Annotated in this window: 17 protein-coding genes; all 17 read right to left on the bottom strand. The window is 52.6% G+C overall.

Annotation, left to right across the window (positions count from 1 at the left end):
- Positions 1-1,107 carry a DUF1972 domain-containing protein gene (locus C4J83_RS08625; RefSeq protein WP_124416795.1) on the bottom strand — a complete coding sequence of 369 codons (1,107 nt, stop codon included), beginning with the start codon at positions 1,105-1,107 and terminating at the stop codon, positions 1-3.
- On the bottom strand, positions 1,097-2,191 hold the full coding sequence (locus C4J83_RS08620; protein WP_124416794.1) for a glycosyltransferase family 4 protein: 1,095 nt from the start codon (positions 2,189-2,191) through the stop codon (positions 1,097-1,099). Before C4J83_RS08620 ends, C4J83_RS08625 begins: the two co-directional genes overlap by 11 nt.
- 10 nt (positions 2,192-2,201) lie before the next feature.
- Positions 2,202-2,891 (bottom strand): acyltransferase, encoded by a 690-nt coding sequence (locus C4J83_RS08615; protein WP_119739293.1) that lies wholly within the window; start codon positions 2,889-2,891, stop codon positions 2,202-2,204.
- Positions 2,872-3,765 (bottom strand): glycosyltransferase family protein, encoded by an 894-nt coding sequence (locus C4J83_RS08610; RefSeq protein ID WP_124416793.1) that lies wholly within the window; start codon positions 3,763-3,765, stop codon positions 2,872-2,874. Before C4J83_RS08610 ends, C4J83_RS08615 begins: the two co-directional genes overlap by 20 nt.
- A complete protein-coding gene (locus C4J83_RS08605) occupies positions 3,740-4,975 on the bottom strand; it encodes a hypothetical protein (protein ID WP_124416792.1) in 1,236 nt (411 codons plus the stop codon). The genes C4J83_RS08610 and C4J83_RS08605 overlap by 26 nt, the downstream gene beginning before the upstream one ends.
- Complete coding sequence (locus tag C4J83_RS08600; protein ID WP_124416791.1) at positions 4,972-6,420, bottom strand: hypothetical protein; 1,449 nt, start codon at positions 6,418-6,420, stop codon at positions 4,972-4,974. The genes C4J83_RS08605 and C4J83_RS08600 overlap by 4 nt, the downstream gene beginning before the upstream one ends.
- Before the next feature lie 13 nt (positions 6,421-6,433).
- A complete protein-coding gene (locus C4J83_RS08595) occupies positions 6,434-7,693 on the bottom strand; it encodes an O-antigen translocase (RefSeq protein WP_124416790.1) in 1,260 nt (419 codons plus the stop codon).
- A gap of 2 nt (positions 7,694-7,695) precedes the next feature.
- The gene (locus C4J83_RS08590) at positions 7,696-8,826 is read right to left on the bottom strand and encodes a DegT/DnrJ/EryC1/StrS family aminotransferase (protein ID WP_119739283.1); all 1,131 of its coding nucleotides are present in this window, start codon (positions 8,824-8,826) and stop codon (positions 7,696-7,698) included.
- A gap of 1,031 nt (positions 8,827-9,857) precedes the next feature.
- Complete coding sequence (locus C4J83_RS08585; RefSeq protein ID WP_106576868.1) at positions 9,858-10,103, bottom strand: lipopolysaccharide assembly protein LapA domain-containing protein; 246 nt, start codon at positions 10,101-10,103, stop codon at positions 9,858-9,860.
- A gap of 24 nt (positions 10,104-10,127) precedes the next feature.
- A complete protein-coding gene (gene ihfB, locus C4J83_RS08580) occupies positions 10,128-10,424 on the bottom strand; it encodes an integration host factor subunit beta (protein ID WP_003218804.1) in 297 nt (98 codons plus the stop codon).
- Between the two features lie 132 nt (positions 10,425-10,556).
- Complete coding sequence (locus tag C4J83_RS08575; protein ID WP_106576869.1) at positions 10,557-10,841, bottom strand: hypothetical protein; 285 nt, start codon at positions 10,839-10,841, stop codon at positions 10,557-10,559.
- A gap of 163 nt (positions 10,842-11,004) precedes the next feature.
- Positions 11,005-12,699 (bottom strand): 30S ribosomal protein S1, encoded by a 1,695-nt coding sequence (gene rpsA, locus C4J83_RS08570; protein ID WP_064451489.1) that lies wholly within the window; start codon positions 12,697-12,699, stop codon positions 11,005-11,007.
- Positions 12,700-12,818: 119 nt separating this feature from the next.
- Positions 12,819-13,508 carry a (d)CMP kinase gene (cmk, locus tag C4J83_RS08565; protein ID WP_016971485.1) on the bottom strand — a complete coding sequence of 230 codons (690 nt, stop codon included), beginning with the start codon at positions 13,506-13,508 and terminating at the stop codon, positions 12,819-12,821.
- Complete coding sequence (locus tag C4J83_RS08560) at positions 13,505-15,715, bottom strand: bifunctional prephenate dehydrogenase/3-phosphoshikimate 1-carboxyvinyltransferase (protein WP_256660688.1); 2,211 nt, start codon at positions 15,713-15,715, stop codon at positions 13,505-13,507. Before C4J83_RS08560 ends, cmk begins: the two co-directional genes overlap by 4 nt.
- A 28-nt stretch (positions 15,716-15,743) precedes the next feature.
- The gene (gene hisC / locus C4J83_RS08555) at positions 15,744-16,856 is read right to left on the bottom strand and encodes a histidinol-phosphate transaminase (protein WP_124416788.1); all 1,113 of its coding nucleotides are present in this window, start codon (positions 16,854-16,856) and stop codon (positions 15,744-15,746) included.
- A 9-nt stretch (positions 16,857-16,865) separates the two neighbouring features.
- Complete coding sequence (gene pheA / locus C4J83_RS08550; protein WP_003172650.1) at positions 16,866-17,960, bottom strand: prephenate dehydratase; 1,095 nt, start codon at positions 17,958-17,960, stop codon at positions 16,866-16,868.
- The gene (serC, locus tag C4J83_RS08545; protein ID WP_106576872.1) at positions 17,960-19,045 is read right to left on the bottom strand and encodes a 3-phosphoserine/phosphohydroxythreonine transaminase; all 1,086 of its coding nucleotides are present in this window, start codon (positions 19,043-19,045) and stop codon (positions 17,960-17,962) included. The genes pheA and serC overlap by 1 nt, the downstream gene beginning before the upstream one ends.
- Between the last annotated feature and the right edge of the window lie 102 nt (positions 19,046-19,147).

The raw sequence follows: 19,147 nt of genomic DNA, 5'->3' as shown, positions 1-19,147 counted from the left end.
TTAAGTCCTCTCAGATGAAAGAAGCGTTTTGAATAATTTGTCGTATTGAGAAGAGACGCCTTCCCAACGATAACGACGCACCGCAATCTCATGCATTTTTCCACCCAGCTCAGCGCGCTCGGTTTCATTGGCAAAAAGACGTGACGCGCAATCGACAAGTGCCTGGCTGGACGAAAAAAACTGTGCACCGTCCTCAGTAGACGCACGATTGAAAGATACGTCGAATGCAATCACAGGCAAACTCAGCCACATGGCCTCAACCAGGGACGGGTTGGTGCCACCCGCACTATGACCGTGAATGTAGACGGTCGCGTTACTGCGCAACGGACTCAGTTCTTCACTTTTGTAGATAGGATCCAATAAGTGAAGATGCCCGACGCTCGCGTATTTATCCTGCAGGGCTACACCGTATTCGCTTTGTTTCCAGTTCCCCACAATCACCAACGGCAAACTACCCGTACTGAAGGCCTCGAGAATAATATGAATATTATTCTCCGGCTCGATCCTACAGACTGAGAACGCGTAGGGCTTACGAAGGAATGGATAATGCTCAAAGTCCGCCTCTCTCAGTGCACTGGTAGCGGCCTGATCGCCGCCGTAGGCAATAAGAGTACTTTCACGTGAGTACTCATCGCGGACATAGTCCTGAAGCACTTTATTATCGGTAACAATAGCATCGGCGTATTTAACCGCCATGGCTTCTGAGAACTTCAGGAATTTCTTCGCCAGCATTGACCACTTAGCGCGTTTCCACTCGTAGCCGTCAATATTGACTACAACCTTTTTCTTGGTAAGCAGCTTTAAAAAAGGAAGCGCTATACAACCCGACACACCCAGCACCACCAAAATATCATTCTTTCGGTAGGCATGCAGCATACTGACAATATCATAAGGAATACTTTGCACGCCGTTAGCTTTCAACGGAAGGTAAATCAAGTCGGCATTGCGATACTTTGCAGGCCGAGTTGGATATGACCGTGCGCTGCAATAGACCGAAATTCCATATTCTCGGTCAAGGTAAGTGACCAATTGCTCCGATAACGTTTCCCACCCACCATACTGGGCCGGAAGACCGACCGTGCCGATCACTGCTATTTTAAACCCCATTAAACACCTCAATCACATCACTTTCAAAGTTATCAACTGAGAAACTAAGTGACTTCACTCTTGCAGCCTCAGACAAGCGAAAGCACACCTCAGGATTTTTATGGAGAAACGCCAGTTTGGCGGCGATGTCCTCCACACGGTTTGAATCAATGAGATAACCTTCCTTGTCCTCCGACACCAGTTCGACAGGTCCACCTACCGGAGGAACAATACAAGGTACACCAAACGAAAGCGCCTCGAGAATCGTCAAGCCAAACGTCTCCACCCACTCCTCCGGCTTCGAAAGGCTCAGTAAAACACTCGCCCTCTGATAATAAGGAATAACATCCTTGCACCGGGAAATAATGGTCAAGTTATCAGGCAACGTGACGGACGAAAAAAAATCATCCACCTCAGAATCACTGGCACCGAGCACCAAATCAAATTCGATATCCTGTTGACCGCTTAACAGATCAGCAATACGTACGAATTCATTCACACCTTTGTAAGCTTTTAAGGAGCAGATCATCAGCACATTGAATTTATTACCCGACGCGTAAGGATATACGTGATTCGCACCACTACTGACCATATCCTGCGGAATCGAATTATAAATCACACGACTTTCTATGTTCGTAAAAGATTCAGCCCTGGCTAAAAAGTGCGAGACGAAAATATTTTTGCTGGAGCACCTTTCAACCATCCACCGCAGAAAGAGCTTCAGGGGTCTAGGGCGGATTGACGTTTCATGAATATGATAAATAACCGGGATGCCGAGCACTCTCCCTGCTAATGCCGCGCCGAAGGGAAGTAACGTATTGACATAGAAAATCGCAGAGACTTGACGATAGCGTAATAATTTTATAAACAGAATCAGCTGGGAAAGACTATAGCTCAACAGCGTCAAATATTTATTTTCAAATCTCTTATAAAAATAGCGTTTTTGCACGCATGGCGCCGAAGAGAGAAAACCGCCTTCAGCGCCCCCTCCCACATATAATTCGGCCTCAAAGCCTTTCTTTGCCACTGCCTCAATAACCTGCAAAAGAACCTTAGGGCTCCCGCTGTAGTCATTCAACAAATGGAAAAATATAATTTTTTTCACTGCAAATCCTTTAGCTGCGTTCTTTTATGCGCTTTGCCGGAACGCCCGCGTATATGGAGTTGGCAGCGTATCGTCCCGCCTTCAAGACTGCTCCTGCGGCTACAACGCACCCGTCCTCAAGAACAACACCATCCAGAACAGTCACTTTAGCCCCTATCCAACAATTATTGCCGATGTGGATCCCTTCATTGTTAACGCCCTGAAGACGAATCGGTATGGCGGGGTCGGAAAAATTGTGATTCTCCGAATGAAACGAAACATAATTCCCGATGATTGTGTCACTCCCTATAGTAACGCCACCGGCGCAGCCTAAAAAACTACCGCTGCCAATGCCCACATCGTTACCCACCGAGAGCCCTTCGCCTAATTTAGTCAAACTACCCGTGCACTCGATTGTAACATTTTTCTTTAAGGAAACCCCCCGCCCGAAGACAATACCCTTGACCGCCAATGCGTCGATAAAGCATCCCTCATCAATAACCAAGCCTTTACCTGTAGTGATCATTGATCTGGCTTTCAGAGTAACGCCTTTTCCTACAAGAATAACTGACAACCTTCTAAATTTTAAAAACCCGTTTATCGCCATTACCACTTTTGACAAAACGAGATTCAACAGATAGGCATCAGAAATGCGCTTATCAATTGTGATACCACGTTTTCTCACTTTTAAAGAAAGAAATTCAACTAATTCTATCAGCATTATTTTTTCCTTTAAACGACGTGTAATAGGAACGGAAAAATCCTGTGTTTTTATAGGAGAGGCTTTTTCTTAACGAGGAGACGAGCAGATACGCCTCCATAAAGCCATGAAAGAGGTATCCCTTATGCTCGAAGATGACGCGTAAGCCCAAGATCATTTCCTGAAAGCGAAAAATGGCTCGTTCGGCGCTGTCCGATGTATGTTCGGAAAGGTCGTGCTGCAAACACGTGTCCAACACATAAAAATGAGGATAAAAGGATTCATACCTTACAAAGAATGCGGTATCCGTCGCATAAAACTTAAGACGCTCATCAAACAGCGGTGACATTTTCTCATAACAAAACTTATTGAAAATCACACCACTATTGATAGCTAGTTTATTACGCGATGAGTTTATGCCACTGTCAACGTCGTCGGATAATCGGCCGAAGAACCAGAAGCGAAGTCCCGGACTTACCAATTTTTCTCTTGAGTAAACTTTGGGCACCATGACGCCAAACAAATCAGCTGCCGAAGTGGCTTCGAATTCAAGCGCGCGGGAAATCGCCTCTACGTAATTCTGGCTTGAGTAATCCGTATCGTCATCCGAGATCATGAAATGCGTCGCTCCCCCTGCAAACGCCATGTCTGCAACGCGATTATAAATGTAAGCTAAACCGTCATTATTACCTTCAAGCCACGTCAAATTCTCAGCCGATAACGCCGGAGAGCATTCAGGCGTGTTATTCCATACAAAAAATTCAACGTCGATACCTTGCGCACGAAAAGGTGCGACATTACTCAATAACGTCGTGATGGCAGCAGATTCTCTATAATGCCTTTTATAAAGAACGATCAATATCGACATTTTAGCTTGCACGATATTTCGACTCATACATCACCACCACTGCAATCAACGCAAAAAGGTACAGTACTACACTATTCGTATATGACTGAAAGAAAAAGCTGCTCAGGAAAAACGGGTAGCTGATTACCATATAATCAGCCACCCCCCTCATAAACACATTACCCCCAATACGCAGCTGTTGGGTAGCGATGACAATCCTGCTGTAGAAACAGATCAGACCGAGCATCAAAGCGACGCCCAGATAACCAGAGGACGCCAGCAGATTCAACCACAGTGAATCAAACCAATATAGTTGACCTGGTCCAATAGCACCGAAACCCAGACCCAGTGGCATTGTATTGAGTGATTCAAGCACCACCAACCACTGCCGAACCCGGTCAAGGGCAGAAAGATCTTCCGTATATCCCAGTGCAAGGTATAGAAAAATAGAGCCCGTCACGCAGATAAAATAACTATATCCGAGAAAGCCGATAAAAAAGCTTCGACGTAATAACTGTAACAGTGCCAGGAAAAACACAGCTGAAACCATACCAATAGCTGCCGTCCTTACCGAACCATAAATAATCAGCGCAGTGGAAAAAAGGGCCACCAACAGATACAGGAAAAAGCGTCGGTCATAGGTCTTCTCCCTAAAGGCTTGCACAAGCAGACAGCACGCAAAGAGCGTGGTATTCAAATTAAAGGCCGCAAACTCAAGGGTGCCCGTAAAGAAACCCGACATTCTCGGATTTCCGTCTCTCATGGAATTATAAGTCTCCAATTCAAAACCTTTCTCGGACAATAGCGGCCAATACCAGAATTGTTCCGGATCGCTGATTGTCAGGTATTGATAAATGGCATAACCGCCTGAGACAAACGTCATTACGACGAGTGTTGAAAATATAATGCGCAACTTCGTTTCTAGCGCCAGACCCAGGCACACCGCATTGATCATGAGGGCAAAGAGGATCGGCATAGCAAACGACCGAAACATCCGAAATGATGCTTCGGAAAGCTCGCCGCAGATACAATAAAATATTATAAAAAACAGAATAATCAACAGCTGTTCTTTATACCGCGCGGGAATTGTATAACGTGTTCCGATTTGGAAAAATGTGATTAACCCGGTCAGAAGCACATACGCCAGTACAAGCCCTTCGCGCCAGGCTCCAACGGCACTGGGAGCGTGGAGCGTTAAAATGAAATAGTCCGAGAGTATGAGCATTATTAGAAGTAAGCGTAACGCTAATGCCCTCATGCTTTACCCGACCGGCTTTTTTTAGGGAGAAGCTCGCTGACTTTCAAACGCGCAAGTTTAAGGGCCACTTTGATTTTCTGCGTGGCGCTGAGCTCGAGAAACAGAACACGCATAAATTTTTTATCAAATTCGATTAATCTGGAAACGACCTCCGGCGGAATTGCCGTGGTTATTTTTCCCGGCTGCTCGTAGACGCTAATATCCCCCGTCCACGCCACGTGCTTCTCCATCTCATTGGCGCACATGATATCTTCGTAGAGACAAGCCAGATACCGTGACTTAACTGCCTCATACCCATTAACGGCCAGCACTGACGCAATGACAGCTCTATCATTACCCCCCTGAAAAACACTGTCGATAAACCCCTCTACACTCTCACTCTTCAAATTATCGGCGGGTGAATAACCTTGTATAGGCGCGCGTAACCCGACACAACGGCGCCCATTGAAAAGTTGCTCCGCGAAGGCAGTCCCACCCGGCGTTGGATAACTGTCGACGTAAAAATCTGCACGTTCCAAGAGCGCCAGGTAGCTTTCGTATGGCAGCGAGGAAACCACTTTAAACCTGTTCCAGTATCGCAACTTTATTGGCCACCACCACGTATTGGTAAGCGGGTTGGCACCGACGATCCAGAAGGTGGAATGTTTAAACTCAGTCAGCACCTTGCGTATGGCAGGCCTAAGATCATAGCCTTTGACCGGTTTGAACTTGAAGGGCGACGCCGCACTGAAAAAATTTAACGTGCTATTTTTATTGGGTAGGCTGTGATGCTTTGGTACCAACTTACTTGTCAACGGAATCCCTAGAAAAGACTTACTGCCAGAGATCGTTTTTTTCAGGTCTCGACGACGGCCAAACGTGCTTAGTTCAAAGTAGACATCTGCCACCGAGCTGCCGTAAGTAAACACATGATCAGCATGATTTACAAAATAAATCTTCGCCGTGCTGACAGTCTTTAGAATCTTGCATGCGATGACAGAAACCATATCATCTGGGTGAATATGCATCACCACTCTTTTATACGGTTTGAGGCACTGAATAATCTCAGCAATTTTCTCGATGGGTGTGGAAGCACTGGTCAGGGTGCTTTCGGAAAAAAAACCTTGAGTTCGTTCGATCGCACTCTGGGCACTTTTACGCGTTATCAGCAGAGCAGGCTTTTCCGCATGCATTGTCGAAAGTTGCTCCATCAGCCGCGTGTGCCCGCCAATCAGATAGGGCTCCGAGATCAGATGAATACAATCCTTCAACGGCGAGTGAATTTCGTCCACTGACAGCCTACTCATGCATCGAGCAGTTAATATTTCTTCCAGTTCGGGGTCGTCATAAATACCTTTATCGGCCGCCCACAGTATCGCCCCATACACTTCCGCCAAATCGACGCTCTTGTCGACGTCTGTTTGCATTAGAATCAAATCGCGGATTGAAGATAGCAAGCGACTCATGGGCAACACATCCTTATCCTGCGTTATTTTTATTCAGCTTTCTATAAATAAGAAAGTACATGACTATCAAGTACATACCGTAATTAGCTGCGTGAGCCCAGGTCACACCCACCGGACCGCCCACCTTGGTCAGCAACACCGTAAGCACGTAAAAACTGAGTGCAAAAAATACCTCTGTAAGAATATACATTTTAACCATTGCCTTACCCAGCATCAGGTAAGCAAGAATCCAGCTGGCAATTTTAAGCGTGTCTCCCAGCATCTGCCATGCGAAAAAATCCCGCATCGGACTGAACGCCTGGGTAAACAGTAAGCCGATAATAAAATCCCTCAAACTGTAGATCACTACCCCGCACACCATCGCCACAGGAAGAATCAGTTTATAACCTTGAAGAATCTCTCTCTTGATATCCAGCGGGTTGATCAGTTCTGACAATTTGGGTAAAAAATACAAGCCCAGCGTTGTTGTCACTAATAGAAGATAAGCTGTACTCAGACGCCACATGGCTTCCCAATACCCAGCGGTTTCCCATCCAAACTCCGCGCCTAGATAATTACGCACCAGAATATGGCTAACGGGCACGCACGCAGCAGTCGTGAGCGCCATGGCGGTAAACTTTGTCAGGTTTATCGCAATTTGCCTGTCTAACTTTCCGAGTAGATTGGAAAATCGGAACCATTCGGTTCTGTAACACAGCAGGCATGTCACGAGGAAGGCGATAGACTGATACAGCACCAATGAAATCAGCGCACCATATAGACCAAACTGTCTTACCATAATGATAATGACTAGTAAAGAAAGGAGGCTTCCACCGATATTAGCCAGTATGTATCGATTAATTTCCTTTTTACCATTAAGGATCGCAAGCAATAATGTATTGAATGAAAAGAATATGACGGTAGCCGCACACCAGATAAATACGCTGTACATGGCCTCATCATTAAAACACCACACTGCCAACGGCTTGCTGAATATAACGATAAGCACTGATGTCAATACAGATCCCATACAGGCAATCGTACCCGCCGTGCGCCAAACCCGGCGCTGGGCATCTTCATCGTTTTGATATTCAGCCGTGTACTTCGTGACGCCAGTACTGATGGCCCCTGTCGAGAACGTCGTTACCATTTGCACGGCGTTCTGAAACTGCCCCAGGGCAGCGTAACCCGACGGGCCCACATAGATGGCCAACATTTTATTGATGCCCAGCAAGGTGAGCATCTTGATAACGACCGCGATACCGTTGAGGAAGCTTGTTCTGAGCAGCGTCATATTCAGGCGTCTACAGAGAAAGCGTTGCAGGCCTCAACGACACTTTGGACTTCTGAATCGGTCATGATTGGGCTCATCGGCAAGCTCAATACTTCGCGATGAATGCGCTCTGTAGTAGGAAGCGATTTATTATAAAACTCGGCGCTTGCATAGGCCTGCTGCTGATGAGGCGGAATCGGATAGTGAATTAATGTTTGAATACCCGACGCGTTGAGATGATGTACCAGTTTTTCCCGCACCTCGGAGCGCACCACGAACAGGTGCCAGACGTGAGAAAAATGCTTCATTACATCCACGTCGCTGCCCAAGGGCAGTTTAATCAAGGGATTTTTAATGCCATTCATATAAAGGCTTGCCACACGCCGACGAGCCTCGGTCTGTGCCTGCAGGTACTTGAGCTTGACGCTCAACATTGCGGCTTGAATCTCATCCAGGCGGCTATTTACGCCTTGCACCAAATTCTTATATTTTTCGTGTGAACCGTAATTTCGCAGAGCCTGAATCATGCTGACTAACTCAGCATCGTTAGACGTGATGGCGCCTGCATCACCCAACGCCCCCAGGTTTTTACCTGGGTAGAAACTGAAACCGGACGCGTCACCCCAGTTACCAGCACTTCTGCCGTCGATCTGCGCACCATGCGCCTGGGCACAGTCCTCGAGTACCAGTAGATTCTCACGCTCGGCAATCCTATTGATCGCGCGCATATCGGCCAGTTGCCCATAGAGATGGACCGGCAGGATCAATCGAGTTTTCGCCGTCAGCGCACGCTCGACCTTCTCAGGACAAAGATTGTATGTATTTTCGTCAGGCTCGACCAAAACCGGTTTCAGGTTGTTTTCCGTCACGGCCAGCAGCGTTGCGATGTAGGTGTTGGCCGGAACGATGACTTCATCGCCGTCCTTGAGCTTGCCCAGCTCTTTCCAGGCACGAATGGTCAGTGTCAAAGCATCAAGGCCGTTGGCAACGCCGACGGTATGGCTGGCACCGGTATAAATGGAAAACTCTTCCTCGAAGCGCTTGAGAAACTCACCTTGAATGTACCAGCCCGAGTCGATGACACGCGTAGCCGCCTCAACGAGCTCTTCACGGAGAGCGTTGTTCAATGACTTTAGATCGAGAAATTGAATCATCAAAAATACCTGACGTAGGTGCTTCATTATTAGGTGCGTGAGGGCACAGAAGGCCTCTGTGCCACCGCAAATTCATGCCCTCTTTGATCCGACTAGGATCGGAAATCCGGGCTGCGATGCCTGATCGCTCCAAGCGTCACGCTTGATTGATCGGCTCCGCGAAATTTTCCATCTTTAACTGTGCGCGTATGTGTTATCGACGCTGGGGCGTTGATGATACAGCGCCTATTCTCTAATTCAACAAAACTGAATGATGAAAAAGCGACTAACGTTGAAAGGGCTGCCCAAAATGATACTAATCTGCCACGCCCCATTAGTGCGCAACTATTAAATAGCTCGCTAACTTATTAGGTGTATAAGACCTTCAACAGCTTTCGCATAATGAGCCTACAGAAAATACGCATGCCAAACGGCGCCCTTACTGAGTCGTCGCTCCAGCGTTTGCTGATTTGTTCGCTGCTCGATTCAAAGCGGAGGGTTAATCGTTCCAGAGCAATAATCCCTACTTACGTTGTATTGGAGGGTAATCACAAGGAATACGGGCGACCGCGGACGCTGCCATCCGAGACACTAATGACAGAAATTTGCTTTGAGGTAAAACGAGTTGAAGCTGCGCAGAGGGCAGTTTTGCAAGATGGGTATACAGAAATTTTCAATTTGACACGTTGGTAATCTATCTACGAACCTGGCGCTGCAACCAAATAGGGCGCATTACGCGCTATCTTTCAGCAGCATTTTCCCGCTTAGCCTGAATCTAAAATCTAATACCTAACACCTAACACCTAACACCTAACACGTCAGACATACGTGTAGTACATATCCGAGCACTCAGAGTGCGGCACCTGAAGACTCAAACAAGAAACATTGGAACGGCTAACCTCTGGATATCCAACTGCGGCGCTAACAACGCTGGCCAACCCTATTACATCCATACGCCGCCATCAGACACCTTACAGTCGAAGCCCTACACGCTAGAGCTTTAGCTGTTAAACAACGTCCTCACCGCACGTCTTGGGTATCAGGATAGACTGTTAACCACGCGCTGCCGAGATCGACCTGTGGCGCCGGCTACGCGCCAACCCAACGCCTAGCAGTGGACCGATCAACATCCCGATGATTAACGCGACTACTACAAATACCGACACTGGCATCTGTACAGTCGTCCAGCCCAGGAATGAAAGGGCCACGCTCTGCTGGTTTTCCAGCACAAAGCCTAAAATCACTAGCGCAACAATCAACGCTACCAGCACAAAAACAACGCGCTTTGCTCCACGCATAAATTTCTCCTACCCCAAAAAGACTCAGACGCCTTCTTCTTCGTCTTCGTTCACCCGGTCCCGCAATTCCTTTCCTGGCTTGAAGTGAGGCACAAACTTGCCATCAAGGCTGACTGACTGCCCGGTTTTTGGGTTACGGCCGACGCGCGGTGCGCGGTAATGCAAGGAGAAGCTGCCAAAACCACGGATCTCAATCCGATCCCCAGTAGCCAAACATTGGGACATTTGCTCAAGCATAGTCTTGATAGCCAGCTCTACATCCTTGGATGAAAGCAGCCCTTGATGGGTGACAATTCGTTCGATCAACTCCGACTTCGTCATATTTTTCCCTTCTTTTTCAAGCAGCTAGGAAAAGCGCTTCAAAGGTTTTAGCATGACTTGATGAATTTGAACAGCCCACTCGACAACTTATCTGCTGCATAGGCAGACACCCGCAACATGCGCCTTTGAGCCTCAATTACAGATCACCAGCATAGTGCGAGTTACAGCGCCGGCGGGATTCCAGCCGAACAGGTAGTCGCCCTCTTCGTCCTTGGCATCGCTGGATCGGGTGATGACCTTATAGCCTTGCATCTTGCACTCGCGGGCAGCGCGCTTCTCGCACTTGCTCCAATTGCCACCAAGGCCCGAACAGTCGACCTCGATACCGCTGACACCACGCTTGACATGAGTTTTGGCGCTGGTGGTAGAGCAGCCGGCAAGCATGACTACGGCGAAGATTAAAATAAACTTGTTCATCCAAATCCTTATTGAAACAACATCACTGACAACCGTGCTTTTAATAAAACTATAGCCAGTTCTGACACTATGCAGCGCACCTTGGTTCTCAGTATTGATTCAACGAATTTCAGGCACAAAAAAGGGCGACCGAAGTCGCCCTTTTTCTATGGTCTGACAGAACTTAGTTCTGTTTTTCCATCTGTGCACGCAGCAGGTCGCCCAGAGTGGTAGGACCAGCAGAAGGCTCAGAAGAGGCTGGCTTGTCGCGCAGGCTCTGAATGGCTTCTTTCTCTTCGATCTCGTCTTTCGACTTGATGGAGAGCTGGATTACGCGGCTCTTGCGGTCAACGCTGATGATCTTGGCTTCTACTTCCTGGCCTTCTTTCAGAACGTTACGTGCGTCTTCAACGCGGTCACGGCTGATTTCGGAGGCTTTCAGAGTCGCTTCGATATCGTCTGCCAGAGTGATGATGGCGCCTTTAGCGTCAACTTCTTTCACAGTGCCTTTAACGATTGCGCCTTTGTCGTTCTCTTGAACGTACTCGGAGAACGGATCGCTTTCCAGTTGCTTGATACCCAGGGAGATGCGCTCGCGCTCTGGGTCAACCGACAGGATAACGGTGTCCAGCTCGTCGCCCTTCTTGAAACGACGAACAGCTTCTTCGCCAACTTCGTTCCAGGAGATGTCGGACAGGTGAACCAGGCCGTCGATGCCGCCGTCCAGACCAATGAAGATACCGAAATCGGTGATCGACTTGATGGTGCCGGAGATTTTATCGCCCTTGTTGAACTGGCCAGAGAAATCTTCCCATGGGTTAGATTTGCACTGCTTGATGCCCAGGGAGATACGACGACGCTCTTCGTCGATGTCCAGAACCATAACTTCCACTTCGTCGCCGACTTGTACGACTTTCGAAGGGTGGATGTTTTTGTTGGTCCAGTCCATTTCGGAAACGTGTACCAGGCCTTCCACGCCTTCTTCCAGCTCTGCGAAGCAGCCGTAGTCGGTCAGGTTGGTAACACGCGCGGTTACGCGGGTGCTTTCTGGGTAACGAGCTTTGATAGCAACCCATGGATCTTCGCCCAGCTGCTTCAAGCCCAGGGAAACGCGGTTACGCTCACGATCGTACTTCAGAACCTTGACATCGATCTCGTCGCCAACGTTGACGATTTCGGAAGGATGCTTGATACGCTTCCAAGCCATGTCGGTAATGTGCAGCAGGCCATCGACGCCACCCAGATCGACGAATGCGCCGTAATCGGTGAGGTTCTTGACGATACCTTTGACTTGTTGGCCTTCCTGCAGGGATTCCAGCAGAGCTTCACGCTCGGCGGAGTTCTCTGCTTCCAGGACGCTGCGACGGGAAACGACAACGTTGTTGCGCTTCTGGTCGAGTTTGATGACCTTGAATTCGAGTTCTTTGCCTTCCAGGTGCGTGGTGTCGCGCACTGGACGAACGTCGACCAAAGAACCTGGCAGGAACGCACGGATGCCGTTAACGTCGACAGTGAAGCCGCCTTTAACCTTACCGTTGATAACGCCCTTGACCACTTCTTCAGCTGCGAAGGCTGCTTCGAGAACAATCCAGCATTCAGCGCGCTTGGCTTTTTCACGGGACAGCTTGGTTTCACCGAAACCGTCTTCAACCGAGTCCAGAGCAACGTGAACTTCGTCACCGACATTGATAGTCAGGTCGCCAGCATCGTTGTAGAACTGTTCCAGCGGGATCAGAGCTTCAGACTTCAGACCAGCGTGAACGGTTACCCAGCGAGCTTGGTAATCGATATCAACGATAACACCGGTGATGATGGAGCCTGCCTGAAGGTTCAGGGTTTTTAGGCTTTCTTCAAAGAGTTCCGCAAAGCTTTCGCTCATTTTAATTCCTGTTGATAAGGGCGAAGAATACGCCCATCTCCACACCCCAGACGGTGTGGGTCAGTTTCAATTAAAAGAAGCACCGCAGGACTATGACTGGTCCCCTGCAGCCTTCTTGGTCACCCGGCGATATCGCGAATGGCGATTTCACTCAAGATGCGTTCCAGCACCTGCTCGATGGATAACTCCGTGGAATCCAGCTGTATGGCGTCAGCCGCCGGCTTGAGCGGGGCTACCGCACGCTGGGTATCACGCTCATCGCGTGCACGGATCTCATCTAGCAGACTCGACAGACTAACACCATCGACTTTGCCCTTCAACTGCAAGTAACGGCGGCGCGCCCGCTCTTCGGCGCTGGCGGTCAGGAAAATCTTCAACGGCGCATCTGGAAACACCACGGTGCCCATGTCGCGACCATCCGCGACCAGGCCCGGCGGTTCCTGAAACGCCCGCTGGCGCTGCAGCAGCGCGTCCCGCACGGCCGGCAGCGCGGCAACCTGGGATGCCCAGGAGCCAACTTGTTCGTTACGCAGATCATCGGTCACATCATCCCCTTCGAGGATGATGCGTTGCGGATGACCTTCCGTCGCGCCGACGAACTGCACATCAAGATGCGCCGCCAGCAGCTTCAGGGATTCTTCGTTGGTCAGGTCGACGCCGTGGTTACGCGCGGCAAAGGCCAGCAAACGGTACAGCGCGCCGGAATCCAGCAGGCACCAGCCCAGGCGCTTGGCCAGAATGCCGGCAATCGTGCCTTTGCCCGAGCCGCTTGGCCCGTCGATGGTAATCACCGGTGCTTTGATATTCACAATTGAGCCTCTTGGGCAACACGAATGCCGACATGGGCACACAGTGTAAGAAAGTTCGGAAAAGATGTAGCCACATTGGCACAGTCACGGATACGAATCGGCGCTGTCGCCCGCAGCGACGCCACACTGAAGGCCATGGCAATCCGGTGATCGCCATGGGAATGCACCTCGCCGCCGCCTATCAGGCCGCCGTCAATGATAATCCCATCAGGTGTCGGTTCACACTTCACGCCCAATGCCAGCATACCGTCGGCCATTACCTGGATACGGTCGGATTCCTTCACGCGCAACTCTGCAGCGCCGCGCAACACGGTACGGCCCTGAGCACAGGCCGCCGCGATGAACAACACCGGAAACTCATCAATCGCCAGCGGCACCAACGCCTCAGGAATCTCGATGCCGTTCAGCGCAGCAGCACGCACGCGCAGATCGGCGACCGGCTCACCGCCGACCTCACGCAGGTTTTCCAGCGTGATGTCCGCGCCCATCAGACGCAGGATATCGATCACGCCGGTCCGTGTCGGATTGATCCCCACATGCTCCAGCAACAGCTCGGAGCCTTCGGCAATCGACGCCGCGACCAGAAAGAATGCAGAAGAAGAAATGTCCCCCGGCACCTCAATATGCGTGGCGGTCAACGCATGGCCTGACTCGACCGACACCGTAGCGCCCTGCACCTGCACCGGATAACCGAAGCCGCGCAGCATGCGCTCGGTGTGGTCACGGGTCGGCGCAGGCTCGGTCACCGACGTTTTACCCTCGGCATACAAGCCCGCCAGCAACAGGCAGGATTTGACCTGTGCACTGGCCATTGGCAGCGTATAGGTCAGACCTTTTAATGCCTGACCTCCACGAATAGTCAACGGCGGACGCCCTTCCGGCCCGGTTTCAATCACCGCGCCCATTTCGCGCAGCGGCTTGGCCACGCGGCTCATCGGGCGCTTGGACAGCGAGGCATCGCCGGTCAACACACTGTCAAAGCGCTGCGCCGCCAGCAAGCCGGACAACAGGCGCATCGATGTTCCGGAGTTGCCCAGGTAGATCGGCCCCGGCGCCGGCTTCAAGCCATGCAGGCCAACACCATGGATGATCACGCGCCCATGGTGCGGCCCCTCAATCACCACGCCCATGTCGCGAAACGCCTGCAAGGTCGCCAGGGCATCTTCGCCCTCAAGGAAACCCTCAACCTCGGTCACGCCATCGGCCAATGAGCCGAGCATGATCGAGCGATGAGAGATCGACTTGTCGCCCGGCACCCGAATCTGTCCGCTCAAGCGACCACCCGGGCTGGCGAGGAAGGTCTGCTCATCGGCGTTCACAGCAGTTTCCATATAGGCCCGGCGCGCCAGAATTTTGCTGAAATGTTCACGCGCCACCCGCGCACGGGTAAACACGCCCAATAATTGATGGCCATCCCCGGCATCGACCGCATCGCGCAAGGCGTCGAGGTCGCTGCGGAAGGTGTCCAGGGTGCGCAACACCGCCTCGCGATTGGCAAGAAAGATGTCATGCCACATCACCGGATCACTGCCGGCGATACGCGTGAAATCGCGGAACCCCCCGGCGGCGTAGCGGAAAATATCGAGATTTTCGTTACGTTTAGCCAGCGAGTCCACCAGACCAAAAGCCAGCAGATGCGGCAAATGACTGGTCGCCGCCAGCACTTCGTCGTGACGCTCGACCTGCATATGCTCGACATCGGCACCCAGCTCGCGCCATAAGCGATCGACCACAGCCAAAGCTGCCGGGTCGGTTTGCTCAAGCGGCGTCAGGATCACTTTATGACGACGGAACAACTGCGCATTGGACGCCTCGACACCACTCTGCTCGGAACCGGCAATCGGGTGGCCCGGTACAAACCGCGCCGGCATGCCGCCAAACGCCCGTTGCGCCGCGCGCACCACATTGCCTTTGGCACTGCCGACATCCGTGAGAATCGCCTGCCCCAAGTCCATGCCGGCCAGCAAAGCCAGCAGCTTCTCCATCGCCAGAATCGGCACCGCGAGCTGGATCACGTCCGCCCCCTGGCACGCCAGCGCCAGGTCTGCTTCACAGCGATCCACCACGCCCAACTCAACCGCCAACTTGCGCGATTGCGGGTCCAGGTCCACACCGACCACTTCACCGCACAGCCCGCTTTCGCGCAGGCCTTTGGCAAACGAGCCGCCGATCAATCCCAGACCCACCACCACCAGGCGACCGATCATAGGCACAGCAGGTTGCAATGCAGTGACATCAACCACGAGCCAGAACCTTGGCCAATGCCTCCAGGAAGCGGCTGTTTTCCGCCGGCAAACCGATGGTGATACGCAGGTGGTTCGGCATGCCGTAGTTGGCCACCGGGCGCACGATCACGCCTTCGCGCAGCAGCCCCTGGAATACCGGGGCGGCGACTTGAGCAAGATCGACGCAAATGAAGTTGCCCTTGGATGGAATCCAGCCCAGCCCCAACTCACGGAAGCCTTCCTGCAGTTGCAGCATGCCGCTTTCGTTGATGCGACGACCCCCTTCCAGGTATTCCGCGTCCTTCACCGCCGCACACGCCGCTGCCAAGGCAAGGCTGTTGACGTTGAACGGTTGGCGCACGCGGTTTAGCACGTCGGCCACCACCGCCGTCGACAAGCCGTAGCCAACCCGCAACGACGCCAGGCCGTAAGCCTTGGAGAAGGTGCGCGACACCAGCAGGTTCGGGTAAGCCGCGAGAAAATCCAGGCCATCCGGCAGGTCGCTGCCTTCGGCGTACTCGATATAGGCCTCGTCCAGCACCACCAGCACATGTTCCGGCACGTCCTGCAGGAAGTCGTTCAGCGCTTGCGCATCGAACCAGGTGCCGGTCGGGTTATTCGGGTTGGCGATAAACACCACGCGGGTCTGGGCGTCGATGGCCGCCAGCATGGCCGGCAGGTCGTGACCCCAGTCCTTGGCCGGAATAACGCGTGCGTCGGCGCCGACTGCCTGAGTGACGATCGGGTAGACGGCAAACGCGTGCTCGCTGAACACGGCATTCAGGCCAGGTGCCAGGTAGGCACGGCCGACCAATTCAAGGATGTCGTTGGAGCCGTTACCCAGGGTCACCTGGTTCAACTCGACCCGGCAGTTTTCCGCCAGCAGGGACTTGAGGGCAAAGCCATTACCGTCCGGGTAGCGGGTCAGCTCGGCCAACTCCTCACGAATCGCCGCCAGCACCTTGGGGCTCGGGCCCAGCGGGTTTTCGTTGCTGGCCAGCTTGACGATCTTCGACGGGTCCAGGTTCAACTCACGCGCCAGCTCGTCCACGGGCTTGCCGGGAACGTAAGGCGACAGTTGTTGCACGCCCGGCTGAGCCAGGGCGAGGAAGTTGCCACTCATGTTAAAGCCTCACAAAACCGCTTTCGGGTAAGAGCCCAGCACCTTGAGTGCCACGGCTTCCTGACTGATTTTCTCCAGCACACCTTTAACCAATGGGTCGCGGTGATGGCCGATGAAGTCGATAAAGAACACATAAGTCCATTTACCGCTGCGCGAAGGACGTGTCTCGATTCGCGTCAGGTCAATCCCGTTGTCGTGGAACGGCACCAGCAGCTCATGCAGCGCACCGGGCTTGTTGCTCATGGAGACAATGATAGAGGTCTTGTCGTCGCCGGTCGGCGGCACTTCCTGGCTGCCAATCATCAAGAAACGCGTGGAGTTGTCCGGGCGGTCCTCGATCTTCTCGGCCAGGCGCGTCAGGCCATACAGGCCTGCAGCCATGTCACCGGCAATCGCGGCCGAATTCCACTCGCCCTTGACCCGCTTTGCCGCTTCGGCGTTGCTGGACACCGCCACGCGCTCGACGTTCGGGTAATGCGCGTCCAGCCACTTGCGGCACTGGGCCAGTGACTGGGCGTGGGAATAGATGCGGCTGATGCTGTCGGTCTTGGTGTTCTCGCCCACCAACAAGTGGTGGTGAATACGCAGCTCGACCTCTCCGCAGATCACCATGTCGTGCTCAAGGAAGCTGTCCAGCGTGTGGTTGACCGCGCCTTCGGTGGAGTTTTCCACGGGCACCACGCCAAAGTTCACCGCACCCGCCGCCACTTCACGGAACACTTCGTCAATCGCTGCCATCGGCTTGCTGATCACCGCGTGGCCAAAATGCTTCATGGCCGCCGCTTGCGTGAAAGTGCCTTCCGGGCCGAGGTACGCGACTTTCAACGGCTGCTCGAGGGCCAGGCACGAGGACATGATTTCACGGAACAACCGCGCCATTTCTTCGTTGCCCAACGGCCCCTTGTTGCGCTCCATCACGCGCTTGAGCACCTGGGCTTCGCGCTCAGGCCGGTAGAAAACCGGCACTTCGCCTTCAGCCAGGGATGCCATTTTTACCCGTGCCACTTCCTGGGCGCACCGCGCGCGCTCACTGATCAGCTCCAGGACTTTCTCGTCCAGGCTGTCAATACGTACACGCAGGGCCTTGAGTTCTTGCTCAGACATTAGCCGTGTTCCTTTTCGAACTCTGCCATGTAGGCAACCAGCGCGTTGATCGCGTTGATGTCGACAGCGTTGTAGATAGAGGCGCGCATGCCACCGACCGAACGGTGACCCTTGAGGTTCAGCAGGCCACGTGCGTCGGCACCGGCCAGGAACGGCTTGTCCAGGCGGTCATCAGCCAGACGGAACGGCACGTTCATCCACGAGCGGTCAGTGAGGTTGATTGGGTTGCTGTACAGGCCGCTGGCGTCAATGAAATCGTACAGGGTGCGCTTCTTCTCTTCGTTGAGCTTGCCCATGGCGGCGACACCGCCCTGCTCCTTGAGCCACTCGAACACCAGGCCCGAGAGGTACCAGGCAAATGCCGGCGGCGTGTTGTACATCGAGCCGTTGTCAGCCGCGACCTTGTAATTGAGCATGGTCGGGCACACCGAACGGGCGCGACCCAGCAAGTCTTCACGGATGATGTTGACCAGGATGCCGCTCGGGCCGATGTTCTTCTGCGCCCCGGCGTAGATCATGCCGTACTTGGACACATCGATCGGGCGCGAGAGGATGTCCGAGGACATGTCGCACACCAACGGCACATCGCCCACTTCCGGCACCCAGTCAAACTCCAGGCCGCCGATGGTTTCGTTGGCGACGTAGTGAACGTAGGCCGCATCCGCAGACAGCTTCCACTCGTTCTGACCCGGAATGGCGAAGTAATCGTAAGGCTTGGCGGTGCCTGCAACATTGACGTGGCCGTAACGCGAGGCCTCTTCAATGGCCTTCTGGCCCCAGATACCGGTGTCGATATAGTCGGCCGTGCCGCCTTCGGGCAGCAGGTTCAGCGGCAGTTGAGCAAACTGCTGGCTCGCGCCGCCTTGCAGGAACAGCACTTTGTAGTTTGAGGGGATGTCCAGCAAGTCGCGCAGATCCTGCTCGGCCTTGGTGGCAATGGACACGAACTCATCGCTGCGATGGCTCATTTCCATCACGGAGAGGCCTTTTCCATGCCAGTCGAGGAGTTCACCCTGCGCGCGCTGCAGGACTGCTTCAGGAAGCGCCGCGGGGCCGGCACAGAAGTTATAGGCTCTCTTGCTCACATCCAATCTCACTCTGATCTGGTGGTAGTCACACAAACATATCAGCCGACACCCAATCCAATGTGGGAGCGGGCTTGCTCGCGAAAGCGATCCAACAGGCGA

The organism is Pseudomonas sp. LBUM920 (assembly GCF_003852315.1).
In the GTDB taxonomy this organism is placed as follows: Bacteria; Pseudomonadota; Gammaproteobacteria; order Pseudomonadales; family Pseudomonadaceae; genus Aquipseudomonas.
The sequence above is the reverse complement of the archived record's forward strand: the minus strand, read 5'-3'. Positions and strand labels throughout refer to the sequence as shown.

Excerpts from the sequence above, each read along its gene's own strand:
- C4J83_RS08625 (WP_124416795.1), bottom strand. The coding sequence starts at position 1,107 with ATGGGGTTTAAAATAGCAGTGATCGGCACGGTCGGTCTTCCGGCCCAG.
- C4J83_RS08615 (WP_119739293.1), bottom strand. The coding sequence starts at position 2,891 with ATGCTGATAGAATTAGTTGAATTTCTTTCTTTAAAAGTGAGAAAACGT.
- C4J83_RS08610 (WP_124416793.1), bottom strand. The coding sequence starts at position 3,765 with ATGAGTCGAAATATCGTGCAAGCTAAAATGTCGATATTGATCGTTCTT.
- C4J83_RS08605 (WP_124416792.1), bottom strand. The coding sequence starts at position 4,975 with ATGAGGGCATTAGCGTTACGCTTACTTCTAATAATGCTCATACTCTCG.
- C4J83_RS08600 (WP_124416791.1), bottom strand. The coding sequence starts at position 6,420 with ATGAGTCGCTTGCTATCTTCAATCCGCGATTTGATTCTAATGCAAACA.
- C4J83_RS08595 (WP_124416790.1), bottom strand. The coding sequence starts at position 7,693 with ATGACGCTGCTCAGAACAAGCTTCCTCAACGGTATCGCGGTCGTTATC.
- C4J83_RS08590 (WP_119739283.1), bottom strand. The coding sequence starts at position 8,826 with ATGATTCAATTTCTCGATCTAAAGTCATTGAACAACGCTCTCCGTGAA.
- C4J83_RS08585 (WP_106576868.1), bottom strand. The coding sequence starts at position 10,103 with ATGCGTGGAGCAAAGCGCGTTGTTTTTGTGCTGGTAGCGTTGATTGTT.
- ihfB (WP_003218804.1), bottom strand. The coding sequence starts at position 10,424 with ATGACGAAGTCGGAGTTGATCGAACGAATTGTCACCCATCAAGGGCTG.
- C4J83_RS08575 (WP_106576869.1), bottom strand. The coding sequence starts at position 10,841 with ATGAACAAGTTTATTTTAATCTTCGCCGTAGTCATGCTTGCCGGCTGC.
- rpsA (WP_064451489.1), bottom strand. The coding sequence starts at position 12,699 with ATGAGCGAAAGCTTTGCGGAACTCTTTGAAGAAAGCCTAAAAACCCTG.
- C4J83_RS08560 (WP_256660688.1), bottom strand. The coding sequence starts at position 15,715 with ATGATCGGTCGCCTGGTGGTGGTGGGTCTGGGATTGATCGGCGGCTCG.
- hisC (WP_124416788.1), bottom strand. The coding sequence starts at position 16,856 with ATGAGTGGCAACTTCCTCGCCCTGGCTCAGCCGGGCGTGCAACAACTG.
- pheA (WP_003172650.1), bottom strand. The coding sequence starts at position 17,960 with ATGTCTGAGCAAGAACTCAAGGCCCTGCGTGTACGTATTGACAGCCTG.